At 60.5% G+C, this 24,038-nt stretch carries 18 protein-coding genes; 10 read left to right on the top strand and 8 right to left on the bottom strand.

What is annotated here, in order from left to right; genetic code table 11:
• Window positions 1–266: 266 nt before the first annotated feature.
• Entirely contained in the window at window positions 267–3,605 is a 3,339-nt protein-coding gene (locus tag HY696_04970) for a vitamin B12-dependent ribonucleotide reductase (GenBank protein ID MBI4237755.1), read from the top strand.
• Window positions 3,602–4,012 carry a hypothetical protein gene (locus tag HY696_04965; protein ID MBI4237754.1) on the top strand — a complete coding sequence of 137 codons (411 nt, stop codon included), beginning with the start codon at window positions 3,602–3,604 and terminating at the stop codon, window positions 4,010–4,012. Before HY696_04970 ends, HY696_04965 begins: the two co-directional genes overlap by 4 nt.
• Before the next feature lie 5 nt (window positions 4,013–4,017).
• Here the strand turns inward: HY696_04965 and HY696_04960 are convergent, their stop codons facing one another.
• A complete protein-coding gene (locus tag HY696_04960; GenBank protein MBI4237753.1) occupies window positions 4,018–4,593 on the bottom strand; it encodes a TIGR00730 family Rossman fold protein in 576 nt (191 codons plus the stop codon).
• Between the two features lie 119 nt (window positions 4,594–4,712).
• On the opposite strand from HY696_04960, the gene HY696_04955 reads away from it, so the two are divergent.
• The 3 genes from HY696_04955 to bamA all read left to right on the top strand — a co-directional run bounded on the left by HY696_04955 (window position 4,713) and on the right by bamA (window position 12,019).
• Window positions 4,713–6,131: a hypothetical protein gene (locus HY696_04955; protein MBI4237752.1), complete on the top strand. Its 1,419-nt coding sequence runs from the start codon at window positions 4,713–4,715 to the stop codon at window positions 6,129–6,131.
• A 140-nt stretch (window positions 6,132–6,271) separates the two neighbouring features.
• Window positions 6,272–9,481 carry a translocation/assembly module TamB domain-containing protein gene (locus tag HY696_04950; protein ID MBI4237751.1) on the top strand — a complete coding sequence of 1,070 codons (3,210 nt, stop codon included), beginning with the start codon at window positions 6,272–6,274 and terminating at the stop codon, window positions 9,479–9,481.
• A complete protein-coding gene (bamA, locus tag HY696_04945; GenBank protein ID MBI4237750.1) occupies window positions 9,482–12,019 on the top strand; it encodes an outer membrane protein assembly factor BamA in 2,538 nt (845 codons plus the stop codon). It abuts the gene before it with no gap.
• Between the two features lie 2 nt (window positions 12,020–12,021).
• Here the strand turns inward: bamA and HY696_04940 are convergent, their stop codons facing one another.
• The 3 genes from HY696_04940 to HY696_04930 all read right to left on the bottom strand — a co-directional run bounded on the left by HY696_04940 (window position 12,022) and on the right by HY696_04930 (window position 16,456).
• Complete coding sequence (locus HY696_04940) at window positions 12,022–12,882, bottom strand: phenylalanine 4-monooxygenase (protein MBI4237749.1); 861 nt, start codon at window positions 12,880–12,882, stop codon at window positions 12,022–12,024.
• 21 nt (window positions 12,883–12,903) lie between these two features.
• Window positions 12,904–15,177: an alkaline phosphatase family protein gene (locus HY696_04935; GenBank protein MBI4237748.1), complete on the bottom strand. Its 2,274-nt coding sequence runs from the start codon at window positions 15,175–15,177 to the stop codon at window positions 12,904–12,906.
• A 97-nt stretch (window positions 15,178–15,274) separates the two neighbouring features.
• Window positions 15,275–16,456, bottom strand: a complete 1,182-nt coding sequence (locus HY696_04930; GenBank protein MBI4237747.1) for an outer membrane beta-barrel protein — start codon at window positions 16,454–16,456, stop codon at window positions 15,275–15,277.
• 366 nt (window positions 16,457–16,822) lie between these two features.
• Here HY696_04930 and HY696_04925 point away from each other — a divergent pair, with 366 nt between their 5' ends.
• Window positions 16,823–17,197, top strand: a complete 375-nt coding sequence (locus tag HY696_04925) for a response regulator (protein ID MBI4237746.1) — start codon at window positions 16,823–16,825, stop codon at window positions 17,195–17,197.
• Between the two features lie 13 nt (window positions 17,198–17,210).
• Here the strand turns inward: HY696_04925 and HY696_04920 are convergent, their stop codons facing one another.
• Window positions 17,211–17,684, bottom strand: a complete 474-nt coding sequence (locus tag HY696_04920; protein ID MBI4237745.1) for a RidA family protein — start codon at window positions 17,682–17,684, stop codon at window positions 17,211–17,213.
• Complete coding sequence (locus tag HY696_04915) at window positions 17,681–18,475, bottom strand: methyltransferase domain-containing protein (GenBank protein MBI4237744.1); 795 nt, start codon at window positions 18,473–18,475, stop codon at window positions 17,681–17,683. Before HY696_04915 ends, HY696_04920 begins: the two co-directional genes overlap by 4 nt.
• Before the next feature lie 109 nt (window positions 18,476–18,584).
• Here HY696_04915 and HY696_04910 point away from each other — a divergent pair, with 109 nt between their 5' ends.
• The 4 genes from HY696_04910 to metG are packed head-to-tail and all read left to right on the top strand — an operon-like array spanning window position 18,585 to window position 22,088.
• Window positions 18,585–20,099, top strand: coding sequence for a leucyl aminopeptidase (locus HY696_04910; protein ID MBI4237743.1), 1,515 nt, complete (start codon window positions 18,585–18,587; stop codon window positions 20,097–20,099).
• Window positions 20,096–20,719 (top strand): dTMP kinase, encoded by a 624-nt coding sequence (locus HY696_04905; GenBank protein ID MBI4237742.1) that lies wholly within the window; start codon window positions 20,096–20,098, stop codon window positions 20,717–20,719. The genes HY696_04910 and HY696_04905 overlap by 4 nt, the downstream gene beginning before the upstream one ends.
• Window positions 20,709–21,680 carry a DNA polymerase III subunit delta' gene (gene holB / locus HY696_04900; protein MBI4237741.1) on the top strand — a complete coding sequence of 324 codons (972 nt, stop codon included), beginning with the start codon at window positions 20,709–20,711 and terminating at the stop codon, window positions 21,678–21,680. Before HY696_04905 ends, holB begins: the two co-directional genes overlap by 11 nt.
• Before the next feature lie 18 nt (window positions 21,681–21,698).
• Entirely contained in the window at window positions 21,699–22,088 is a 390-nt protein-coding gene (gene metG, locus HY696_04895) for a methionine--tRNA ligase subunit beta (protein ID MBI4237740.1), read from the top strand.
• Between the two features lie 6 nt (window positions 22,089–22,094).
• Here the strand turns inward: metG and HY696_04890 are convergent, their stop codons facing one another.
• Together HY696_04890 and HY696_04885 are read right to left on the bottom strand one after the other, a co-directional pair.
• Complete coding sequence (locus tag HY696_04890) at window positions 22,095–22,754, bottom strand: hypothetical protein (GenBank protein ID MBI4237739.1); 660 nt, start codon at window positions 22,752–22,754, stop codon at window positions 22,095–22,097.
• Window positions 22,755–22,914: 160 nt separating this feature from the next.
• Window positions 22,915–23,793, bottom strand: coding sequence for a hypothetical protein (locus HY696_04885; protein MBI4237738.1), 879 nt, complete (start codon window positions 23,791–23,793; stop codon window positions 22,915–22,917).
• Window positions 23,794–24,038: the final 245 nt, after the last annotated feature.

Here is a 24,038-nt window from a genome sequence, read left to right as displayed (position 1 = left end):
AGGTCGTCCCGCTTAGCAATCATTGTGCGATTGGAGTGTGGACAACGACGGTCTTATCCCCAGCCACGACCTTTCACTCCGTCCCGGCCACCAGCCCCCAGTCACCAGCCCCCTCCCCAGCCCCAACCCCCTTGACACACCATATATCGTGGCTACAATCCGTCCCGCATACGATATATAGTGGCTTAGGGGGAAATGGTGACTGGAGGCTTGGTTCGGTCGCGGGCCACGAGTCCCCAGCCACCTCAAACAGGGGGATTATCTATATGACCAGCAAATCGACTGCGACCACGCGGGGTCTTCGTATCGCACGGCGCCACACCACCACCGGGATCAATCCCCTCGACCAGGTCGACAACACCAAGCGCCGCTCGATGATCACCAATCCGGACGGCTCAACCGTGTTCGCAATGGAGGCGGTCGAGGTCCCCGCGTCGTGGAGCCAATTGGCCACCGATATCATCGTCTCGAAATATTTTCGGAAACGTGGCGTCCCGGGCAAAGGGCACGAGACCTCGGCGCGCGAAGTAATCCATCGCATCGCACACGGCATCCGCAAGGCCGGCGAGGCGTTGGGCGGTTATTTTGCCACGACTGAAGACGCCGACGCCTTCGAAGCGGAACTTGCGTATTATATGATCCACCAATACGGTGCGTTCAATTCGCCGGTCTGGTTCAACGTCGGCCTGTTTCATGAATACGGGATCGAAGGAAGCGGCGGCAATTGGGCCTGGAATCCGGCCACCGATCGGATCGAAGAGACCCCGAACGCCTACGAACACCCGCAAAGTTCCGCGTGCTTCATCCAAAACGTCCAAGACGACCTGATGAGCATCTTCGACTTGGCGCGCAACGAAGCCCGGCTCTTTAAATACGGCTCCGGAACCGGGACCAATTTTTCCGCCTTGCGCGGCAAACAAGAACGACTTTCCGGCGGCGGGACGTCGTCCGGCCTGATGAGTTTCCTCGAAGTGCTCGACAAAGGCGCCGGCGCCACCAAATCGGGCGGGACCACGCGGCGTGCGGCCAAGATGGTCTGCCTTGACATGGACCATCCGGAGATCGTCGACTTCATCAAGTGGAAGGCGCGGGAAGAAAAAAAGGTCCGCGCGTTGATTGAGGCCGGATTCTCCAACGACTTCAACGGCGAGGCGTATCGCACCGTCTCGGGACAAAATTCGAACAACTCGGTCCGCATCCCCGACTCCTTCATGGAGGCCTATCTGAACGGAAAAGAGTGGCAAACCCGGATGCGCACCACCGGCGAGGTCTGCGAGACGTTGCCTGCCAAAGGTGTGATGCAGGAAATCGCTGCGGCGGCGTGGAGCTGTGCCGATCCGGGCGTCCAGTTCGATAGCACCATTAATAAGTGGCACACATGCAAGACCACCGATCGGATTCGCGGCAGCAATCCGTGCTCCGAATATATGTTCCTCGACGACTCGGCCTGCAATCTGGCGAGCCTGAATTTAATGAAGTTCTATGACACCGAGACCGGCCATTTCGACATCGAAGGGTATCGACACGCCGCGCGTGTCTTTTTCATCGGCCAAGAAATTTTAGTCGACTTCGCCAGCTATCCGACCAAGACGATCGGCCAGAACAGCCACGACTATCGACCACTGGGCCTCGGCTACGCCAATCTCGGGACGTTGCTGATGGTCCAAGGCATCCCGTACGACTCCGACCAAGGCCGTGCCATTTGCGCTGCGCTGACCGCAATCCTCACCGGCCAGGCCTACGCGGTCTCGGCGGAGATGGCCGCGGTGAAAGGCCCGTTCAACGGCTTCGCGAAGAATCGCGACGCGATGCTCGATGTGATCGCCATGCATCGCGACGCAGCATACCAAATCGCCACGACGGTGTGTCCCGACGATTTGTTGCAGGCTGCGCACGAAGATTGGGACTTGGCACTGCGACTCGGCAAACAACACGGCTATCGCAACGCGCAAGCAACCGTGATCGCACCGACCGGCACCATCGGGCTGCTGATGGATTGCGACACCACCGGGATCGAACCCGACTTTGCGTTGGTCAAGTTCAAGAAGCTCGCCGGCGGCGGCTATTTCAAGATCATCAATCAATCGATCCCAATGGCGCTGAAACGCCTCGGTTATAACGATGCGCAAGTGCAAGAGATCGTCACCCATGTGAAAGGGACCTCCACATTGGTCGGCGCACCGGAAATCAATCCGGAGACCCTGCGGACGCGCGGCATCACCGACGAGCAACTCAGCCGGATCGAGGCCGCGCTCCCTGGCGTCTTCGACCTCCGCTTCGCGTTCAACAAACACGTGCTCGGCGAGACTGGCCCCAACACCCTCGAGGCCCTCGGCTTCAACGCGGCGCAGATCGAGCGCGCCAATCGGCATATCTGCGGCACGATGACGATTGAAGGGGCCCCGCATCTGAAGACGGAACATCTCCCCGTCTTCGACTGCGCGAACCAATGCGGCAAAGAAGGCCGACGATTCCTGCAACCGATGGCCCATATCTCGATGATGGCCGCGGCCCAGCCGTTCGTCTCCGGAGCAATCTCTAAAACGATCAACGTCCCGCAAGAAACCACAGTCGCAGAGATCGAGCAACTCTATGTCGAATCGTGGCGCGCCGGCCTGAAGGCCGTGGCGCTGTATCGCGATGGTTCAAAAATGGCGCAGCCGCTTTCCAGCCGCTCCGACGATGAAGCCAAAACCACGGAGAAAAAATCTAAGACCGACGGCGCCACGACCGACGCGCCACTGCCACGCGTCGCGGCCTCCGCCGCACCGACAGCAGCGCCCGGCAACCCGACCAAGGGACTGCAACGGCATCGCCTCCCAGGCAAGCGGCGCGGGTTTACCCAAGAGGCCCGCGTCGGCGGTCACAAGATCTATCTCCGCACCGGCGAATACGACGATGGCATGTTGGGTGAAATTTTCATCGACATGCACAAAGAGGGCGCCACGTATCGGAGCATCATGAACTGCTTCGCGATCGCGGTCTCGCTGGGATTGCAATACGGTGTCCCGTTGGAAGAATACGTCAATATGTTCACGTTCACCCGCTTCGACCCGGCCGGTCCCAGCGACCATCCGAATATCAAGTTCGCCACCTCGCCGATGGATTACCTGTTCCGCGTCTTGGCAATGGAATATTTGGGCCGCACCGACCTGGTGCAAGTCAAACCGGAGCTGATCACCAGCGCGATCGACCAGGCCCCAGTGGGAACCGCGTCCGAGTCGGCACCTGTTACCACGACTCCGCAAAGCACCGCGACAACCACGATCGATCCCGGCGTCACCCGCCAATTCGCCCAACAAGGCGGGCAGCTCGTCGCCAACAGCGCGAAGGAACGCAACGGTCACGGCAAAGCGCCCGTTGCACCGTTGGCTGCGAAACCAGACACCACGGATCTCCCCGCCGTCATCGTCGTCAAACGATCCGCATCCGTCGGGACCGGCGCCGAAGGTCTGCAAACCATCGCCGCAGGCGCGGTCGTCAGCGAACACCTCTCCACGATGATGGGCGACGCCCCGTTCTGTGACCAGTGCGGCCACGTCACGGTCCGCAACGGCAGCTGCTATCGTTGTCTGAATTGCGGCAACAGCATGGGGTGTTCATGATCTATCCGTTTGCCAGTAAGGCCCTCTTTTACATCGCCGGGGTGATTTGCTTCCTCTCGGTCATCCTCGCCCCGATCGGTTTTCTGTTCCTGTATATGGCGAACACCGCGCAGATCCGGATCGAACCCGACCGCTTCATCTATAAAATGCTCACCACGAAAGAGATCCCGTGGCAGAGCATCACGAAACTCCGGATTCTCCCGATCGTCCGCACCGGCTACCGCATCAACAGCGCGCCCACCACGATCGCCACCGTAATCCCGCTCGCGATCGACCACGACGGCCGCACCACCAAACTCTCGCTGAACCATTTTGTGAACCCCAACGAAATCCTCCAGACGTTGCAACAAAAGACCGGCTTGCGCGTAGAGAGCGGCGAACCGGAAGCTTCTTCGGTGATTTCCTGATCGGGTCAGGAGTGATCCGGCCATTTCCTGACCGACGGCGACTGAAAGCGGCGAAACTGTGCAAGTAATTCCTCGGCGGATTGTGCAACGCAGATCATTCGATGATGGGCCGGATGCAAGAATCCGGCGTCGACGGCGTGTTCGAGAAATGCGAACAGATGATCGTAATAGCCAGCGACATTGATAAAGCCGCACGGCTTGTCCTGATAGTGCAATTGGGTCAGCGTCAGCATTTCCGTGATCTCTTCGAGCGTCCCCATCCCCCCCGGGAGGGCGATAAACCCATCCGATAAGTCAGCCATCTGCTGTTTGCGTTCGGCCATCGTCGCGACGATATGCAATTGTGAAAGACCGGAATGCGCAACCTCCGCCTCGACCATTGACTGCGGGATCACGCCAATCACTCGCCCGCCCCGCGCCAACACCTCATCCGCGATCCGCCCCATCAGACCAACATGGGCACCGCCATACACGAGTTCCAAGTCGTGCGCGACCAATGCCACGGCCACTGCATCCGCCGCCGCACCAAAGTGGGCGCCATTCCCCATACTCGACCCACAAAAAACACCGATGCGCCGCATCCCCAACGGCGTAGCAAACGATCGAGTCGGGGGGCAAGCGGTTTCACCCGGTCATCGCTTGTACAGTCTCCACTTTTTATCTAGCCGTGGGGTGGGCGATTGTGGCATGCCCGCGGGCGATGCAACACGTCCATTTTATCGGAATTGCGGGCACCGGTATGGCCTCGTTGGCGGGGCTGTGTCGCGCGGCCGGCTATCAAGTGACCGGATCGGACCAACAGATCTATCCGCCGATGAGTACGATGTTGGCGGCGGAGGCCATTCCGGTGTTGGATGGATTCTCCGCCGACCACCTCACGCCACGCCCCGATCTGGTCGTGATCGGCAACGTCTGCACGAAAGAGAATACCGAGGCGCAAGCGGCCATGCAACGCGGCATCCCGTATCGCTCGATGCCGCAAACCATCGCCACGCTGCTCTGCCCCGATCGCTTCCCACTCGTGATCGCCGGCACGCACGGCAAGACCACGAGCACCAGTCTCGCCGCCTGGTTGTTGCACGCCGCCGGCCGCGACCCGAGTTTCCTGGTTGGCGGCATCCCGCGCAACTTCGGTGTCAGCTATCGATTGGGGGCCGGCCGCGAACTCGTCCTTGAGGGCGATGAATACGACTCCGCGTTTTTCGACAAGACGCCGAAAATTTGGCACTACCCGGCGCAAGCGGCCTTGCTTGGCCCGGTGGAATTCGACCACGCCGATATTTACGCCGACCTCGCCGCCGTGAAACACGCCTTCGCCGAATTCTTGCGCCGCCTCCCGGCCCATGCGGTGCTCGCCGCCTGTGCGGAGAGCGGCACGGTGCTGGAACTACTGCATCACGCCGCGTGCCGCGTCATCACGTACGCCGCGCGTCCCGGCACCACGGCCACAGTGCAAGCCACTGCGGTCACGATGGGCCCGGACGGCACGCATTTCACACTGCAAGACTCCGACGGCGCCGCGTTGCCGTTTCATTCGCCGCTCGTCGGCTGGCACAACTTGCAAAACACGGTCGGCGTGTTGGCAATGCTGCGTGCGATCGGCGTCTCCGCCACGGCGCTGCAACAGGGACTGCCGACGTTCCAAGGCGTGAAGCGGCGCCAGGAAGTGCTCGCCAAAGTCCACGGCGTCACGGTCATCGACGACTTCGCACATCATCCCACCGCGATTCGCGAAACGCTCGACGCATTGAAACAAAAATACCCCGGACGACGCTTAATCGTTGCGTTCGAGCCGCGCTCCAACACCAGCGGGCGGAAACTTTTTCACGACGCGTATCTCACCGCCTTCGCGCCGGCCACGCACGTGCTGTTGGCCTCCGTCCACAAACTGGACCGCATCCCAGAGGCCGAACGGCTCGACCCCGAGGCGTTGGCGCGGGATCTTTGCGCCCGCCACATCGAGGCGCATTATTTCGCCAAGACACCGTTCATCCTAGAGTACCTGATGCGCAGCATCGCACCGGGCGACGTCATCGTCACGATGTCGAACGGCAGCTTCGACAACCTCGGCCTACAATTGGTGGAAAAGATAACGCGGAAAAAGGTGACTGGTGACTAGTGGCTGGTGACTGGGGAACGGCCCGCACGGTGCGCGTTGTTACCAGTCACCAGCCACGAGCCACCAGTCACCTCCCTCAGCCACTAGTCACCGCTTTTCAGTAATTGCACCGCCCGTTGTTTCTGCGCTAAGTTCGCGCCGTGCATGCACGAACGACATCGCGGTTTCGGGCCGGTCTACGACGACGCCTCGTGGTCTGGTTGCTCCTCACCAGCGCCGTCGCCGCGCCGTGGATCGCCGTGGCGGCGTTGAACCATCCGGCCGCGCAGCGTCTGCTGTTGCGCGCCATCACGGCCTTTACCAAGTGGGAAATCCAATCCAATGGCTGGCATTGGGACTTGCGCCACTCGACCGTGACCATCGACCGTTTGCAACTCACGCACCATCCGAACGGACACCATTTTTCCACCGAACGCATCACGTTCGCGTATCGCCCCTGGAGCCTGCTGCGCGGCACGTTGCGGCTGACGGAACTCACCGTCAGTCAGCCGCGCCTCTTTCTGGAGCAAATGCCGCCCGCCACGACCGCACGGCGCCCGATCAAACTCCGCACGCTGCTGCTGCTCCGCAACGTGGAGATCACGCACGCGGCCATTCATGACCTGCTCCTCACACTCCCCCACGGCCGCAGTATCGGCGTCGCGCGCACCGAGTTCTCGTTCATCCCGCATCTGTTGCGCAAAGTGGCACTCACGGTGCAATTACAGCAAATCGACGTCAATCAACCGGACCGACCGCCGTTGCACGCCGATCAACTCACGCTGGATGGCGTTACCGATCCGAGCCATTGGTTCCGCGCCGCGCCGTACCTCAACGATCTGCACGGCGCATTGCACGTCACGCAATTCAGTTGGAAACATTTGGTCGTCGACTCATTCGCGGCCGATGCGACGCTCCGCAATACAAAAGTGCGTCTGAAATCCCTCCAAGCCACGATCGGCGGCCGCACGTTGCGCGGCGATGGGTCGATCACGCTGGCCACCAAGCGATCCCGCCTCACGCTGGAATGGCCGGAACCGATGCCGATCCCCGACTTGCTCCCCGCCACCTCGTTTCTCCAGACCGCAGGCACATTACAAGGCCGCATCCAGTGGAAGGGCAAATCGTTCGACCCGACCAATTTGCAAGGCGAGCTGAAGGTCGACGTAACCCACGTCCCGGCCACGATCACGGATCTCCCTGCGCATCTCACGGTCGATAGCGCATGGCACGACGGCACGATGCAAATCCGCGCCGGCCGGCTGCGCGTCGGCGACGGCGAAGCCTCGGTGAGCGGATCCGTCAGCGCGCGGAACCGACTCGTCGACATTGAATTTCACGGACGCGCGATCCCGCTGATCGGCGTCTTCGGCCGGTTCCGCAACATCGACTTCCATCCGGCCCGCGGGCTGGCGAATTGCGACGGCCGCTTCCGCGGTTGGGCGCGCGACTATTTGCTGACCCTCGACGCAGAAACCACCGGCGGCGGCAGCTATCAAGGAATCGAAATCGAAACCGCGCGGACCAAACTCCATTTGACGTATCCACGCCTCGAACTCACCGGCGAATTATTGCAACATGGCGCGCGCACCGGCACGTTGGCACTCGACATTCGTTACGGCAACCGCCTGCCATCCGGCTATCGCCAGGCCACGATGCGTCTCGATGCCGATATCCGGCAACATCATTTGGACCCGTCATTCCAACTGATTGCGTTGCGCGGCGTCGGCTCGGGACATCTGACGCTCGGCGGCGAAACATCGAATCCGCACGGCAACGGCACGTTCGAAATCACTGCAGGCGCATTGCAAATCGTCCCGTTGGACCGCGTCCACGCGAAATTCCGCTGGAACGGAAAGACGCTCACGTTTCAACCCACAACCGTCGAAGTCCCGACGCTTCCGACGTTCGACTTCCCGCAGCCGATGACTGTCACGCTCGGCCACGGCTTTCATCTGCGTGGACATCCGCGTGCCGACACGACGCTCGACCTCGAATATCAAAGTCCAACCGCGCACTGGATCGTCCATGAAATCCGCATCCACGGCGGACCGGCGCCGCATGACACCACCACAATCCGCGGCCACGGCCGCAGCGGCGCCTGGGATTTACGCGCCGTCGGCACCGCCAACGCCGCGTGGCTAACCTATCTCCCCGGCACCTTCCGCGAGGCCGAAGGGCCGCTGGATCTGAATCTCGGCATCCGCGGCGACCTAACCGATCCGTTGCTAAGCGGCACGATGGAATTACGGAGTAATCAAATGATCCTCCGCGCCGTGCAACAGGAATGGACGAAACTGCTCGGCACGCTCCACTTTAACGGGCGTCGCATTACGATCGACACCGTCAGCGGGTTGTTCGGCGACGGACCGTTCACGCTCGACGGCTGGTTGGAGCAACAACAATGGACCACGCGCCGCTTCGATCTCCACGTCGTCGGCCGCGGACTGGCCTACGCGGAGCCGGGCCGCGCCTGGCACGCAGAATTCGACACCGACATGGCGGTGCGTCGCGACAACGCCCACACCACACTCAGCGGCGATTTGAATATCGTCGATCTCCGTTACACGAAAGACTTCCGCCTCCTCGAGGAATTCGGACGCAGCGACGTGGTCGCGTCTCGCGAACGTCTCCGTCGCGAACACGCGGGATACGACCACGTCAAACTCGACTTGCGCGTGAATAGTCGCGGCGATCTCTTCATCCGCAACAACGCCGCCGACGTCACGCTGCGCGCCAATGTAGTCGTCCGCGGCACCCTCGCCAACCCACAAGTCCAAGGGAACATCGAGGCAACTGAAGGCCGCATCCACTATCTCGGACTCGAATTCACCGTCGTCAACGGCACCGTCGAATTCCACACCCCGTTCGCCGAACCGTTCGTAGAATTCCGCGGCGAAGAATCGATCGGGACACACTTAGTCCAAGTCACGCTGCGTGGCCCGATCAACAACCTCTATGTCGATCTCGCCGCCATCCCCGGCGAGGATCGGAAGAACGTCCTCTGTCTGATTGCCTACGGCACTACTTGCGACCAACTCCGCACCATCGCATTCGGCGCCAAAGTCGGTCCCACGATCTTTGCTGAACAACTCGGCAAAATATTGGCTCGTCCGCTGGCCCGCTATACGAAGCTCGACGTCGTCCGTCTCGAATCCGCCGTCGGCACCACGGATCTCACCCGACTCCACATCGGCAAACGGATCAGCGACCGACTCGAAGTCGGCTTCGTCACCAGCGTCGGGCAGACCGCCGCGGAGCAAAGCCTCGAGGCCTCGTACCAGATCACCGATTTTCTGTTGCTCAAAGGGACGCAATCCACCAAGGGCCATGTAGGCGGCAAATTGTCGTTTCGATTCCGGGAGCGGTAAATGCAACGTGTCTGGCTCTGCCTCGCCTTACTTTTGATCGCGTTGACCGGACATGCGGGACCGGCCGCAGATGCCCCTTCCATCCCCGCCTCCGCCGAAGGCGGACCCGCCTTCGGCGGGGGCGCGCTGATCGAAGAAATCGCGCTGAGCGGCACGTTTCCGTTTCTTGACCGCCAAATCCGCCGTCATATTGCGCTCCGCCCCGGCGATCCATTCGACCCAACCACGCTCGACGAACAAATCACACGGATCAAGGAATATTACGAACGCGAAGGCTATTTCGGTACCACCATCACTAGTAGCACCAAATGGCGTCCGTACACGCAAGGCGTCGTGGTGACGTTTACCATCGCCCGCGGCCACGGGCTGCGGTGGGGGAACATCCAACTCGACGGCAACACCTTGCTCCCCGCCGGGAGGATCCACAGCGTCTTTTCTGTTTGGGACTACTATTCTCCGCGCCGCATGAAAGAAGGCGTGCGTCGTCTCGCGCGGCTCTATCAGCGCCGCGGCTACCCAAAGGCGCGTGTGCGCGTCACGCAGCTCGCCCCCAACCAACAACAGCGCCGCATGGACGTCACGATGCGCGTAACCGAAGGCCCCCATCTCGCAGTCAATTTTGTCGGCAACGCGCATCTGCCCGATAGCATGCTCCGGAGCACCGTGACCTTCTTCACCGAAGGCCGTCTCGACCCGTTCGAAGTCGAACAGAGCGTGGCCGCGCTCACCCGCCGTTACGTCGAACGGGGATTCGCCGATGTCATGATCCGTGCGGAACGCGCTGCGATCGATCCCACCCACGAACGCGTCACGTTTCATATCGTCGAAGGTCCGCGCCGCACCATCTGGGGGATCGACTTCGCCGGCAACAACGCGCGCGGCAGCGGCACGTTGCGCGAACAAATGCTCAACCAGCCGCTCTCTATTTTCAGTCGTGGCGCCCTCAATCGCGAACTACTGCGGGAAGACCTCGCGGCGATTGAAGATTATTACCATCGAGAGGGATTTCTCGATACCACACTCGGCGAACCACAGATCCGGCTGCGCAACGCCGACCGTTCGTTTCATATCGACATCCCGGTCGCCGAAGGTCCGCGCTACACGATCGGCCGCGTGACGTTCACCGGAAATTTCCACGCGGCTCACGACGCGCTGTTGGAACGCTTGCAGCTGCGACCCACGCGTCCCGCCGATCGCAGCCGGCTCGCGGAAGACGCACAGTCCGTCGCACTTTTTTTTGACGACCACGGCTATCCGCACGCCCATGTCGAACAAGTCGTCACGCTCGACCGGAACACGGAACAACTTCATATTGACTATCACATCGACGAACGCATGCCCGTCCATATCGGCGCCATCACGATCAGCGGGGATTTCATCACCAGCCAACGCGCGATCCGACAAGCATTGACGATCAAAGAAGGCGACCTGTACAGCGACCGCAAGATTCTCGAGAGCCAATTGAACTTGCGCCGTCTCGGCGCGTTTCGCAACGTCGCGTTCGAACGCCACGGCTTGGAAGCACAACGCGATGCGGTCGATCTGCAAATCCGGATCGAAGAAGAAAAACCGTTCATGGTCGACGTCGATCTCGGCTACGCCACCGATACCGGCTTCTCCGGCGCCCTGCAATTCACCAACCTCAACTCGTTTGGTTGGGCAAAGCGCACCCAACTCTCGTTACTCGGCGGCAATCGCCGCGCCCGCGCCGAACTGGCGTGGATCGATCCGCGGCTGCTCGGCACGGATTTGTTGCTCACCACCAGCGCATGGATCGATCGGAATCAAGATATCGCGTTCGACGTCGTCCAAGCCGGCGGCGCTGTGGGCCTCTATCGTCAATACCACCGCACCGGATTCGTACTCCGCTACAAACTTGCCCGCAATCGCCTGTTAGGCGGCGATCCTACCCAAGCCGATCTGGAAGGTCGCCGCAACACGACGATCTCGCAACTCACCGCCGGCATGACATTCGACACCCGAGACAATTTCGCCAATCCGACGCGCGGTTTCTATTGTTACGGCGAGGCGGATTTGTACAACGAACTGCGCGGCTCACGCGCCGATTTCGTGCGGCTCCGCGGCGGATTGAATCACTATCTCAATCTGTGGCACGGGATCATGCTGAGTCAAAGCGGCCGCGTCGGCGGCATCCAACCGATCGGCCCGGCCAATATCCCGATCACCGAACGCCTGTTTCTCGGCGGCGACGACACCATCCGCGGATTCGCCGAAGATCGCGTCGGCCCGCTTAATGCCGCCGGCGATCCGCTCGGCGCCAACGTGCAATGGGTCTACAACGCAGAACTCTCCGTCCCGCTGTTCGACAATTTCCGCGCCGCCACGTTCTTCGATATCGGCAGCCTCACCAACACGTTCAGTGAAATCAACCGCACCACCGTTCGCAACGCCGTCGGCGTGGGCTTACGCTATGCGACCCCCGTCGGCCCACTTCGCGCGGAATACGCCGTCAAACTCGACCCGCAACCCGGCGAATCCAGCGGTCGCTTTCACTTTACCTTTGGACACTTGTTCTAGAACTAAGGTCGGCGCGCGGCAATCCACGCCGTCAGATATTCGCGAATTGTTGTCGTCATCTCGGCGAACGAATCGGCACAAAACAAGATCGGTTGATATTGCGTCACGTCGTAGGCCTGGCGACGGATCGCGTCCATATCAAGCGGCACAAGCAGCGCGCCGTGTCCTCGTTTGGCATTCACGCCACCGGTGCGATTGATCTGCTGCAGCTCGCCGAAGGACGACAACAAACCCGCGCCATACGCCTTCACGAGACCGTCTTCTCGCACCACACCGAACTCGATCGTAAACCAAAACATGCGTCCCAATTCCGTGATCTCCAGATCGTTGCGCGCTTGGCGAGCCGCTTGCCCGAATAACCGCGACAACTCCGCAATGTCCGGAATCCCTAACCCCACCGCATGCCCCGTGGCTTCATGATTCCAATCCGGTTCCGGCGTATACAGCGGCGTGGCGGGATGGCGGATATATTGCGTGCTCAAAAAAATGCCTTGCGCCATCGTCGCGAGGAAATCACGCGAGGTCACTAATCCATGCACCGGCTCCATCCGAAAACCGGTCAACGCGGTGAGCCGAGTCGTCACCTCCTGCATTTGTGGGATGCGGTCCAGCGTGAAACCCATCCGATCGAAGGCGTCGAGATATTGGCGGCACGCGAACTGCTGATGGGCCGGCCGCAGCTGCTGCCAAATCGCCTGCCACACCGCATGCTCGGCCTCCGTATACGCAACGACCGGAATCGGCGCCCCCGATCGATACTGCTGCGCCAACTGTGCCACTTCATCCCGCCGCGCTCGATACTGCGGATCGCGAAAGCCCGGATGATCTTGATCGAGCGTGACGGTGTGCCGTTCCGTTTCCATACCCTCTCCCGTTCGAACGTGCTACGCCACCGCCACACCGTCCAGCGGACTGGTCGGCTCAATCCCCACTTGTCGCAATAAGGTTGGCAACAGATCCACGGTCCGCATCGGTCCGGCGACCTCCATCGGAATGCTCATCGCGCACGGCACCAGCATATGGTTGCGATGCAACGAACCCCGCGTCGCGGCCGTCGGACCGACATCGGGGTCGAGGCCATACCCCGGCGTCGCGCTGATCACGAGATCCCCGGTCCGCGGCGCACGGAACAGCTGTAACGCCTGCACAATACCATCCGGATACGCGCTGTCGCTGGTCAACGTCAACGCCTCGCGCATCGAGAATCGAGACGGCAACGCGCCATAGCCGAACGGATCGCCGCTCGGCCCCACGACATAATTGACCTCTCCTTGCTCCCGCAATTCCGCGCGCCCGCGACGACTCACAACCGCCACACCGCCGTCCGCCACGCGACCCATTACGAGATCCACGGCGGGATCCTCGAACAACGCCGCCACTAAGCCATCCTGTTCGCATTCGTTCAGACTGCGCGGCGCACTCCACGCCCGATCCCGCCGCAAATAGAGATGCGCCATCGCATTCCCCGAATGCAGCTCCAACGCATCGGCCTCCAACCACTGCCGATAACTGCGCACCGTCGAAACCGTCCGCGCAAATCGCCGCGCCAACACCTTGCCGACTTCTCCCTCCGTATGCCGTGGCGCCAACGCATGGCCGCTGACCCACGCCAACACGGTATGATCCCACAGCCCGTGTGTCTTCAATAATTCCACCGCATCGCCGATCGTCTTATCGAACCGCTGATATGCCTTCCGCACCTCCGGATGATCGATTCCGTAAGCCTCCGCCAAGCGACTGATCGAGACAAAATGATAAAAAATCAGATCCGGCTGTCGCCGCAGACACGCGGCAAACCACGCGAAGACCGCGCGTTCGGTAGCCTCTAATTCCCCGACCTCGAACGGATGTTGTTCCAACTGCGCGCGCGTCATCGCACCATCGCTGCGGAAACCGGCCCCGCGATTGATGATCCCGAGCAAGCTCACGGCCTGCCGCGAGTATTCGAAGGCTGTTTGCACCTGTTTTGACAGGTCAAAATCGATCGCATATGCCCCTAACCGAGAGTAGTCCCGAAATCGCTTGAGCGTGAAGCGCCGTTCCGCCGGCACGGTCCGATCAAACCAGCGCGCCGCCGGAATATTGCACGTCCCGGGGAAACAGCCGGTCACTAACGGCACACTGGCCGGACCCGCGACCGACGGGAAGACCGCCGTCGCATCGGTCACGAAACCCGGTTCAATGATGTGCCGCTGAATATGCGGAAGATCGCCGCGCGCACACAGTTCCCGCACCACATCAACATGGGCCCCGTCGCTGACAAACGCCACCGTGCACAACGCGCGCGCCTGGCCGCGGTCGTAGCCATAACGCGCGCGTTGCAGCACTTGCTCCCAACCCCCGCGCGTCGTCAGTTTACTCAGTAACTGCGGAATCGTCGCTTCCCCGCCTCGCACCCGATCCGCCGAATCGAGCGCATTCATGATGAAGATGGTGCGATACAGCGCCGTGTAAACCGTCAAGACGGCAATCATCACGACGGCAATAATGACCAGAAACGGCGGCGGATTGGCAAACCACTGATGCAATTCAACGTCGAGCACGGGCTGCAGCACGGAAGTGAAACCAAGATAGGCAATCCGCTCCGGCCGCTGCATCGGACCCTTTTTGCAAACGATCCCGACGCCCTCCCCGCGTGCTCGCGTATAACTGACGAGCATGCCACCAACCAAACCGATGATCACCACCGACAAGACCCAGCTGGAGCGAAAATACAGGGCTAGCCCCAAGAACGCGATCCCCTCGCTGAAGCGATCAAGGACAGAATCGTAAAAGGCCCCCGCTCGGCTCGTCTGGCCCGTCAACCGCGCGACGCGTCCATCGAACATGTCAAATGTCGAACCGATAATCAGGATCCAGCCGGCATAACCAAAGGCCCCAATGGAATAGAGATACGCGGTAAACACGCTGAAACAAAAACCGATGAACGTAATGATATTCGGACTGAAACGCAGTTGCACCAGCAACCGCACGACCGGCTCCGTCAGCCAATACCAATATTCACGGAAGAATGGCCCCAGCAGCTTCGACCCATTGCGCCCGGCCAAGTCCGGCGGCACCGGCGTCTGCGCCCGCTTGCGCCGAAACACCAGACACGTCACGACGGTAAAGAGGTTGATAAACAGAATCGGCCCCAGCGAGATCCAAATGGAGGACATGCGTGCAGCGCCTACCATGGGAAGCGGCATAAAAGCAAACCCCCGGTTGGGAATCCCAACCGGGGGTTTTGCAGACTCAGATTCCGATCACACAACCTTAGAAGTTGTATGCGAAGTTCACCGCACCGCCGTAGACGTGGCCGTTGCCCGCCGCCGTGGCTGCGTTCTTCACGAGGTCATAACGCCCTTCCCACTGGATCTTGGCGTTGTCGTCGATGTGGTATTGCACACCGAACGTGGCTTCCATGCCAGTGACCTTGCCGGCACTCGCGCCATCCAACAAGCTGGCGGCTGCACCGGTCAGGGTATCGGCATCGGCCGCGCGGCTCTGGACATAGCCGAAACGGAGCGTGCCATCCCAGGTATCGGTGAAGGCATAGTGCAGGTTCAACTGACCGCCAAAATACCGCGCATCGGTCGCGCCGGTCGCGCCGTTATCGATACGGAAGATCCCTTCCCCACCGATCGCGAAGCTCTCGCCGATCCAGACATTCCAATCGAGGTCGGCCACATGCGACCAGTCACCCATCTTGCTGCCATCGGTCGCTTCCGGACCCGACGCCAAGCTCAACCCGATCGTGCTCTTCTTGCCTTCATCGCCCCACTTGAGACCAACTCGGGTCCCGAAGGAAGGCAACACGGAATCGCCGAACGCCACACCGGTCAAGGTGTCACGCAGGTTGTTGACGATATAGACATGCAAGTCGACCATATCGCTGAACGGATAATAGAACTTCATACCCGTGAAGCTGGTCGGGCGCAGATAGGTGAAGACCGCGCCGTGAGAGAAGAGGGTATTCTCACCCCGCTCCACCGACTCGAACCCGATTGGGGCATCGAACCGACCGAGCAAGAATTCCATCCCATTGCCGACCGGGATGTTGATCGTCGCATAGGCCTGCTCGAGGGCAAACGCAGCTGCAGAACCGGAGGCGACTCGACCGAATGCGAAATCCGCCCGTACTTTGATATTCTCGCCAAACGATTTCGTCGCATCCAATTCGGCTTCATCGACGAAGAAAATGAACTCGTTCTGTCCTGCCGCGCCACCGTTATTACCGGTCAAATCACCGATCGAACCACGTTGCACTGCACCACCGTTAAACGTATTCGCGCCAGCGGCACCGGCCACAGCGGCATCCGCGCTGCTGCTGAACTTCTGATACCCGACACCTGCGTTCACATGCCCACTCATTTCAAAATCGCCGTCGACGGCAAACGCACTGGCCGCCACGCCTACGACACCGGCCGCGATGGCCGTCAAAAATAACTTCTTCATAATCGCTTCTCCTTGTTCGAATTCCATAATCAATTGTGCATCACCGCTGCTACACATGAACTACAGTAACGCGTGGATTGGTCTCTTCGCAGTCACACCCCCTTCCCGGACCGGACTCCCACGACGTAATCCAAATGAATGTTGAGACAACTCCCCCTGCGACCGAATGCGGACGCGTAGGTATGCGCCCGCCTAAAAAATGTCAAGCCTCGAACTTTTCTGTACCGCAAACTCCCCCATCGAGTGATTGCTGAGGTCTCACAAAAATTCGCGGCGGAATATAAATGATTCTCCTCAGCAGCGCAAATGTAATTTTCCGCCGATTTTGATCTTGATTTCTGCGCTCAATTCATGGCGTCATCCGCTGTGCCCATGACATGGCAAATCCTCATCGTGGACGACGACCCGCAGTTGCACAAACTGCTCGGCAAGATGCTTCCGGAGCCACAATATCGCCTCGCCAGTGCGTTCAGTGCCGCCGAGGCCTACGACCAGATTGCGCGCGAACCGCCACACCTCGTCATTCTCGACATCATGATGCCGAAAGTTTCCGGCATTGAAGTTTGCAATTACATTAAAGGGAACCCAGCGCTCCAACAGATCCGGATTTTGATTTTGTCGGCGAAAGACACCCAGATGGATCGGATCGACGGCCTCACGCACGGCGCCGACGATTACGTCGCCAAGCCGTTCCACGTCCGCCATTTAGTGCGCAAGATCGAACATATGTTGCGGGGATAAGCGGATAGCAGGGCTATACGCGCACGAGCAATTCCAACATCACACACGCCTGATGCGGCAACGAACTCACGCCGATGGCTTCCCGCGCGTGGCGGCCGGCAACGCCGAACACGTCGAACAGCAACTGGCTGGTCGTTTCAAGCACTCGAGAATGGTCCTGAAAATCGGGACCGGCCGCAATAAACCCCGACAATTTGACGCACTGCTTGACACGCTTTAACTCACCAAGTGACTCCTTCAACAACGCGAACACTTGCAACAGCGCGGCCCGTGACGCGCGCTGACCGTTATCAATCGTCACTTCGAGACCAACACGACCGCGGAACATGATTTTGCCTTCATTCCACGGCAACGCGCCCGTGACCCAACACAAGTCGCCGACCTGACGCACGGCCTCCACCGGGCCGGTCGTTCGAGACGGTGTCGGCAGATCGATCAACAGCTCTTCCAAGCGTGCGTCGGGATTGCGTGTCGCGGCCCCCCTCATACCGCCACCTCCCCGCTTCCGCCCTTCTTCGCGACTAAACAGAGGACCAACGGCATATCGCGCAGCGCTCGATACGCTTGTTTTTCTTCCACGGTGACAAACGCGCTGCGCAGCCCTTCATCCAGAAAGGCCTCGCGGACATCCGTGACGCGCACACCGGCCAGCCGCGCCGCTTTGTAGTAATCCGCGACGCCGCGAAACGTCGATTCGCTCGGCCGCACCCGCGCCGCGCCACGCCGGGCAAAGGCCCCGAACGGGTGAAAATCGGCGAGCACCACCGTCCCACCGGCGGTGACCACCCGCCCGATCTCCTTCAACGCGCGCAGAAAATCCCCTTGATACGGGGTCAAGAGATTCGCGATCGCAAAATCGAAGGCCCCATCACGAAACGGCAAGCGGTGTACCCAGGCACGCACCAAATATTGGCGACTCACCGCATCGGTCGTGACGACCGAATTGGCTGCGCCGATTTCCGTCGCCACCACTAAGCGCGCCCCATGGTCACGCAACGTGCCGGCATGCTGGCCGACGCCGTCCGCCAACTCCAGCACTCGTCGTTCGCTCAAGGCCGGGATGATGGAATGCACAACACGCTCCGCCGCCAACCGCAGCACTTCGCGCACTTTCGGCACCGGCAGTTGGGATTCGATCGTCAACGGCATGCCGGCCCCAACGGTATTACTCACGACCGTCTGCTTAGCGGCCGCGGCCTTGCCGATCGCTTTTTCCACGACTTGCCCGACCGCTTGCATGCCACGGCGCAACAACTGTTCGATTTTTTTCTCTGTCACGGCGGCGAATGCTAGCGGAAGTCATTTGGAACAACAAGAGAGGAGTCGCGCCCCGCACGACAGCCGCCACTTGCATTCTCGCGCAGATCCCGCTAAGCACTCCGCCACTATGCAATGTCTCGTGCAATCCGGTTCGCTCCTTGCTTGCAACGTCGATCTCCTCGCCATTACCGTGCTGCAGCGCAAAGAGAACGGTGTCTCACGCGCACAATTACAACGCGGTGACGGCGGCGTGGAATTGGATCGCGCCCTCGGCGGAAAATTATCCGAAGTGATCACCCGCGAAGAATTGACCGGCGAACTCGGCACGGCCCGTCTGGTGGAAACCAACGGCCAATGCAAAGCGCGCCACGTCGTGTTGTTGGGTGGAGGCACGGTACAAAGTTGCACAACCAACACCTGGCGGCGACTCGGCGTCACGTTGGCACGCGTCGCGGAACAAGTGAAGGCGCGCAGTGCGGCCGGACTGATGCAAACAGAATCCGTGCAACGCTTGAAGCCGGCCGTACGCGCTCAAGCATTGATCGAAGGGCTGATGCTCGGACAGTATCGTTTCGACACCTTCAAACCGGAAGATGAACGCAAGCCGTTGCGTTTCACCTCCTTCATCGCCGTCAGTAAAGGGAACCGCAACGCACTCGAAGCCGCATTCACCCGCGGCGCGCTCGTCGCCGGCGCCATCTGCCAAGCCCGCGATTGGATCAACTTGCCCAGCAATGTCTGCACGCCGCAATATCTGGCCGAACAAGCGCAACTCGTCGCGAAGCGCGGCCATTTGAAATGTCAGATCCTCGACAGCGACCAAATCACCGCGGAACGCATGCACCTTTTGAAGGCCGTCAATCAAGGCTCCGCGCGACCGCCGATCTTTATCCATGTAAGCTACACCCCGAAAGGCAAAGCCAAACGGCGCGTGGCGCTGGTCGGCAAAGGGGTCACATTCGACACCGGGGGCTACGATCTCAAAACGTCGAAACATATGGGGGATATGAAAAACGATATGGGCGGCGCCGCGGTCGTCTTGGCCACGATGCAAGTCATGGCCGCGCTGCAGCCAGCGATTGCGATCGACGCCTATATCCCCAGCACGGAAAACATGGTCGACGCGCTCGGTTACAAATCGAGCGACATCCTCACGGCCCGATCCGGCAAGACCATCGAAATCGTCAACACCGACGCCGAAGGCCGGCTCGTGTTGGCGGACGCGATCGATTACGCCGTCGAGCGTGAACCGGAATTGTTGATCGACCTCGCCACGCTCACCGGCGGCGTCCAATACGCGTTAGGCGAAATTTACACCGCTGTGCTCGGCACCGCGCAATCGATGATCAACAAACTGCTGGCCGCCAGCACAGTGGCCGGCGAGGCTATGTGGCAGCTGCCGCTGGAAGAAGAATATCTGGCCGGCTTTAAAGGCGGACCGGCACAATTGCGCAATTGCGGCAAGAGCGGCGCAAGCACGATTACCGGCGCGCTGTTTTTGGGCCAGTTCGTGCGCGAGGTCCCATGGATCCACCTCGACATCGCCGAATCCGCCTGGAGCGATGAAGACCGACCGCTGACCTCGCGCGGTGGCACCGGCGCGCCATTGCGGACCTTGTGCGAATTCCTGTTAAGCCTGTGAGCGGACATTTCATTACCTTTGAAGGCATCGAGGGGAGCGGGAAATCGACCCAGCTCGCGATGGCCGCGCAGGCGCTGCGCGCACGGGGACGCGACGTCGTCACGACGCGGGAGCCAGGCGGCACTGCGCTGGGCGATGCCATCCGCACGCTGTTGCTCGACCCCACGCAGACCGCCATGCATCCGCTGACCGAGGCGTTGCTGTATGCCGCATCCCGCGCACAGCACGTCGCGGAGGTCATCGCCCCCGCATTGGCACGGGGAGTCGTGGTGTTGTGCGATCGCTACGCAGACGCCACGACGGCCTATCAAGGCGCTGCTCGCGGACTCTCCGACGCGTGCATTCAAACGCTGCACGGCATCGCGACGCAACAGACGTGGCCGCAACTCACGCTGCTCTTCGATCTCCCGGTCGCGGTCGGGCTGGCCCGCGCGCATGGTCGCGCCACGCCGCCGGACCGGATCGAACAAGAAACGCGCGATTTTCATGAACACGTCCGCGAGGCCTATCGCGCGCTGGCCGCACGGGAACCGACCCGCGTACAACTCATCGACAGCACACCATCGGCAAACAGCATTCACACGCTCGTCATGCAATGGATCGACCGTTATGTGGAGTGAGATCGTTGGGCATGAACAGCCGATTGCGCAGCTCCGCGCCGCACTTGCACACGACCAAGTCGCCGCTGCGTATCTCTTTGCCGGACCGATCGGAGTCGGCAAATGGCACGTGGCGCGCACCCTTGCCCAAGCGTTGTTGTGCGGGACCGGCCCCGAGCGACCGTGCGGAACGTGCTCGGCATGTCAACGCGTCCGCGCCGGAACTCACCCCGATCTCGTATCGGCCGCGCCGTTGCCGGACAAAGCGACGCACGAAATTCTCGTCGACCAAATTCGCCATATGAAAGCACGCTTGCAGTTGCATGCCCTCGAAGGGAATCGGAAAGTGGCGATCGTCGACGAGGCCGATTGCCTCAAGGACCAAGCCGCGAATGCCGCGTTGAAGCTGTTGGAAGAACCACCGGCCCGGACCCATCTCATCCTCATTGCCGCTCAGCCGGAACGGCTGTTGCCGACGATTCGTTCGCGCTGCCAAACAATTCGCTTTCTGCCGCTCCCGACGCGGCTGCTGACGCAATATCTGCGCAGCCAAGGCCTCGATGAGGCCGAAGCACGACAACGCGCGCTCTTTGCGGAAGGGAGTGTGGGACGCGCGTTACAATTCCCGACCGAAATTTTTGCGGAGACGTTGCAAGATTTACACACGGTGCTCACGGAAACCGCCACGGCGCGCTGGCTCGATGTCGCGGAACGGTGGTCCGCAGATCTCGACACGTTACTATGGCGACTGCAAGTCGCCGGCGTCGCCTGGCGCGACGCGTTGGCAACGCGGGTCAGCAGTGGCCGGGCGGAGATCCGGCTGCCGGCCACCGACTCATTACGGACGCTCCTCACCCAACGCACGGCCCGCAGACTCAGCCAAGAATTACAATTATTGTTTCTCACCACCACGACATGCACCCAAACCACCATCAACCGACAACTCTGTTGCGAGACCTTGTTCGCGCAACTCGCGGCCTAATCGAAAGGGAAACACGTTATGACCGAAGCCACACTACTCACACCAACCGCAACTTCCGCGGAACCGACAGCGCCCAGTGCACCAGCGCTGATGGACATTACCGAGTTTGGTAAAGTGGAGCTCAGAATTGCGACCATCACGGCCGCGGAACGTGTGGAAAATGCCGATCGACTCCTGAAACTCCAGATCGACCTCGGCACGGAACAACGCCAGCTGGTCGCGGGCATTGCCCAGCATTACACACCGGAGGAGTTAATCGGCAAACAGATCTGCGTCGTCGCCAATCTCAAGCCGGCCAAACTGCGCGGGGTCGAATCGCAAGGCATGCTGTTGGCCGCGAGCGACACCGCGACAGTCAGCATCCTGACCCCGCTCCGGCCGGTTGCGGCCGGGAGCAAGGTCAAATAATGCGGATTACCAGCCGGCCAAATCGAAGACATTGACATCGCGCGCAACAACGAACAAGCGACGCGCGCCTTCGTTCATCTGCAGACAGATCGTTTCCGGCTTCCCGTCGAGATTTTCGTCGCGGATCGACACCATCATCGCCATGCCTTTGAATTGCACCGGAAGATCGACCTTGGCCACTGGGGCGCTATTGGCCACGCGCAGGCCTTTCGCCACTTCCGCCATGGCTTCGAACGCCAACACGAGACTCTGCTGCTCCCAGGCTTGCTGCGCTTCGGTTCCCTCGGGTGCCGTCCCGCTCACCTTCACACCGGATTGGGTCCACGCCACTAACGTGTAGGGACCGGGCAACACTGCGTCAGTCGCCGGCACGGGCTGTGGCACTTCGTACGCGTCGCCTTTGCCACCGATGACGGGGCCGGCAGCGACCGGCTTCGGGGCACCCGCCACGTCCGGATCGGCGGCCAGGATTGGATCGATCACCGGCCCGGCGCGACGGCCGGCGAGAATTTTCTGCAGCCGCGCCAGCAGCGCATCGGTATTGGCCGGTAAGATGTGCGTGAGGTCCGGTTTGCCCTTGCCACCTGCGACCGCATGGTCATCGCGGGGACCGCGGGTCGTGACGGCTGAGGCGACGGAAACAAGTAGACTCGTTGGGAATGACATAGTCATTCGCTCCTTTCGTAACACGGGGTTGTTTTGTCTGTCCGTACGGTGCCAGCGACGATCGCAAACGTCAGGCTTTCCGGAAACGGCTACACTTTACTCTATAACAGCGCCACTCAACTCAAGCGGGGCGCGCGTTTCCCACACGCACCAATATTCGTCAAGCACAATTCGTCATTTCATTCGGCTTGCGCCAACGCAATGCAACATGCAGCGTCGCGTCATCCTCTTCGACGATGCGTACGTCGAATCCGGCGAAGTGATACAACACGCGCCAAAACGGATGACGCCGAGGAACCGGCGGCGACGGCAACAACAATTCGTCTTTATAACCGAACGGACGCGGCTCGGCGCCGGCATCGATGGCGAAGCACAACTCCGTGCCACCCGGCACCCAGCTGATCGATTGGGCACGGGTCGTGAGATCGTCGAGTAACGCACGCGCCAATTCACGACGCGCCCGCGGCACTAAGGCCACCAGATCGGCACTTCCTTGCACTTGAATCAGTGGAGAGCGTAACAACGCGACCAACCTGGTTTCTTGTTCCGGATGTTCCGACTCCGCCAACACGTGATAGAGCCGCGCCGTAGATTGAATCTGTGCCCACGAGGTGTACAACAGATGGAACAAGGCGGTTTCTGCCGGATCGAATCCAGTCTGCGACAACCACCAACTCCATTGCGCCCGCAATTGACTGCACTGCTCGATGGCAGACTCCGCCGCTGCGGTAAATTCACTCGACATCTGCCATTCATTACGAGCGACCATGCCCGCAAGTCGATCCAGCACGGCTTCCATGGACCGATAGGCCTTATCGGCAAAAATGAGCGCCGGCCGCATGAGCGGCGTCAGCTGACTCATCAGGCCTGAGCGTTGTACGCCACTGGCAAAACGTCTCGCCGCTGCCGCCAACGCCCGCCCTCGGGCGATCCCCTGCCGCCGCACCGCCAAATCCAACCCATCTTGGTCCGCCAAAGACCGCCCATGCGGCTGACGCTCGAACCCAGACACCCGTGCGGCACGGTCGGACCACCCCACAGAGCCGGTTGGGCGTGGGGTTACAAGAGAACGGTCGACCCGCAGCAATGTTGCCAGGGCACGTGACGGAGGAACACTATGAGGACCGAAAGTTCGCATAAGGGTGGCGCTCCTATGCGACACACAACAACTCGGCAAGGGGAAAAAATTTTCTTTGTGCTTGCATTGCAGCGCCCCTACCCCACTCCCCCAACTTTTCGACTGATGACCTACATTTTACTAAATGATTCTAAATATCTACCACC

The sequence above is a fragment of the Deltaproteobacteria bacterium genome (genome assembly GCA_016210045.1).
Classification (GTDB): domain Bacteria; phylum UBA10199; class UBA10199.
This window is presented reverse-complemented; position numbering and strand designations above follow the sequence as displayed.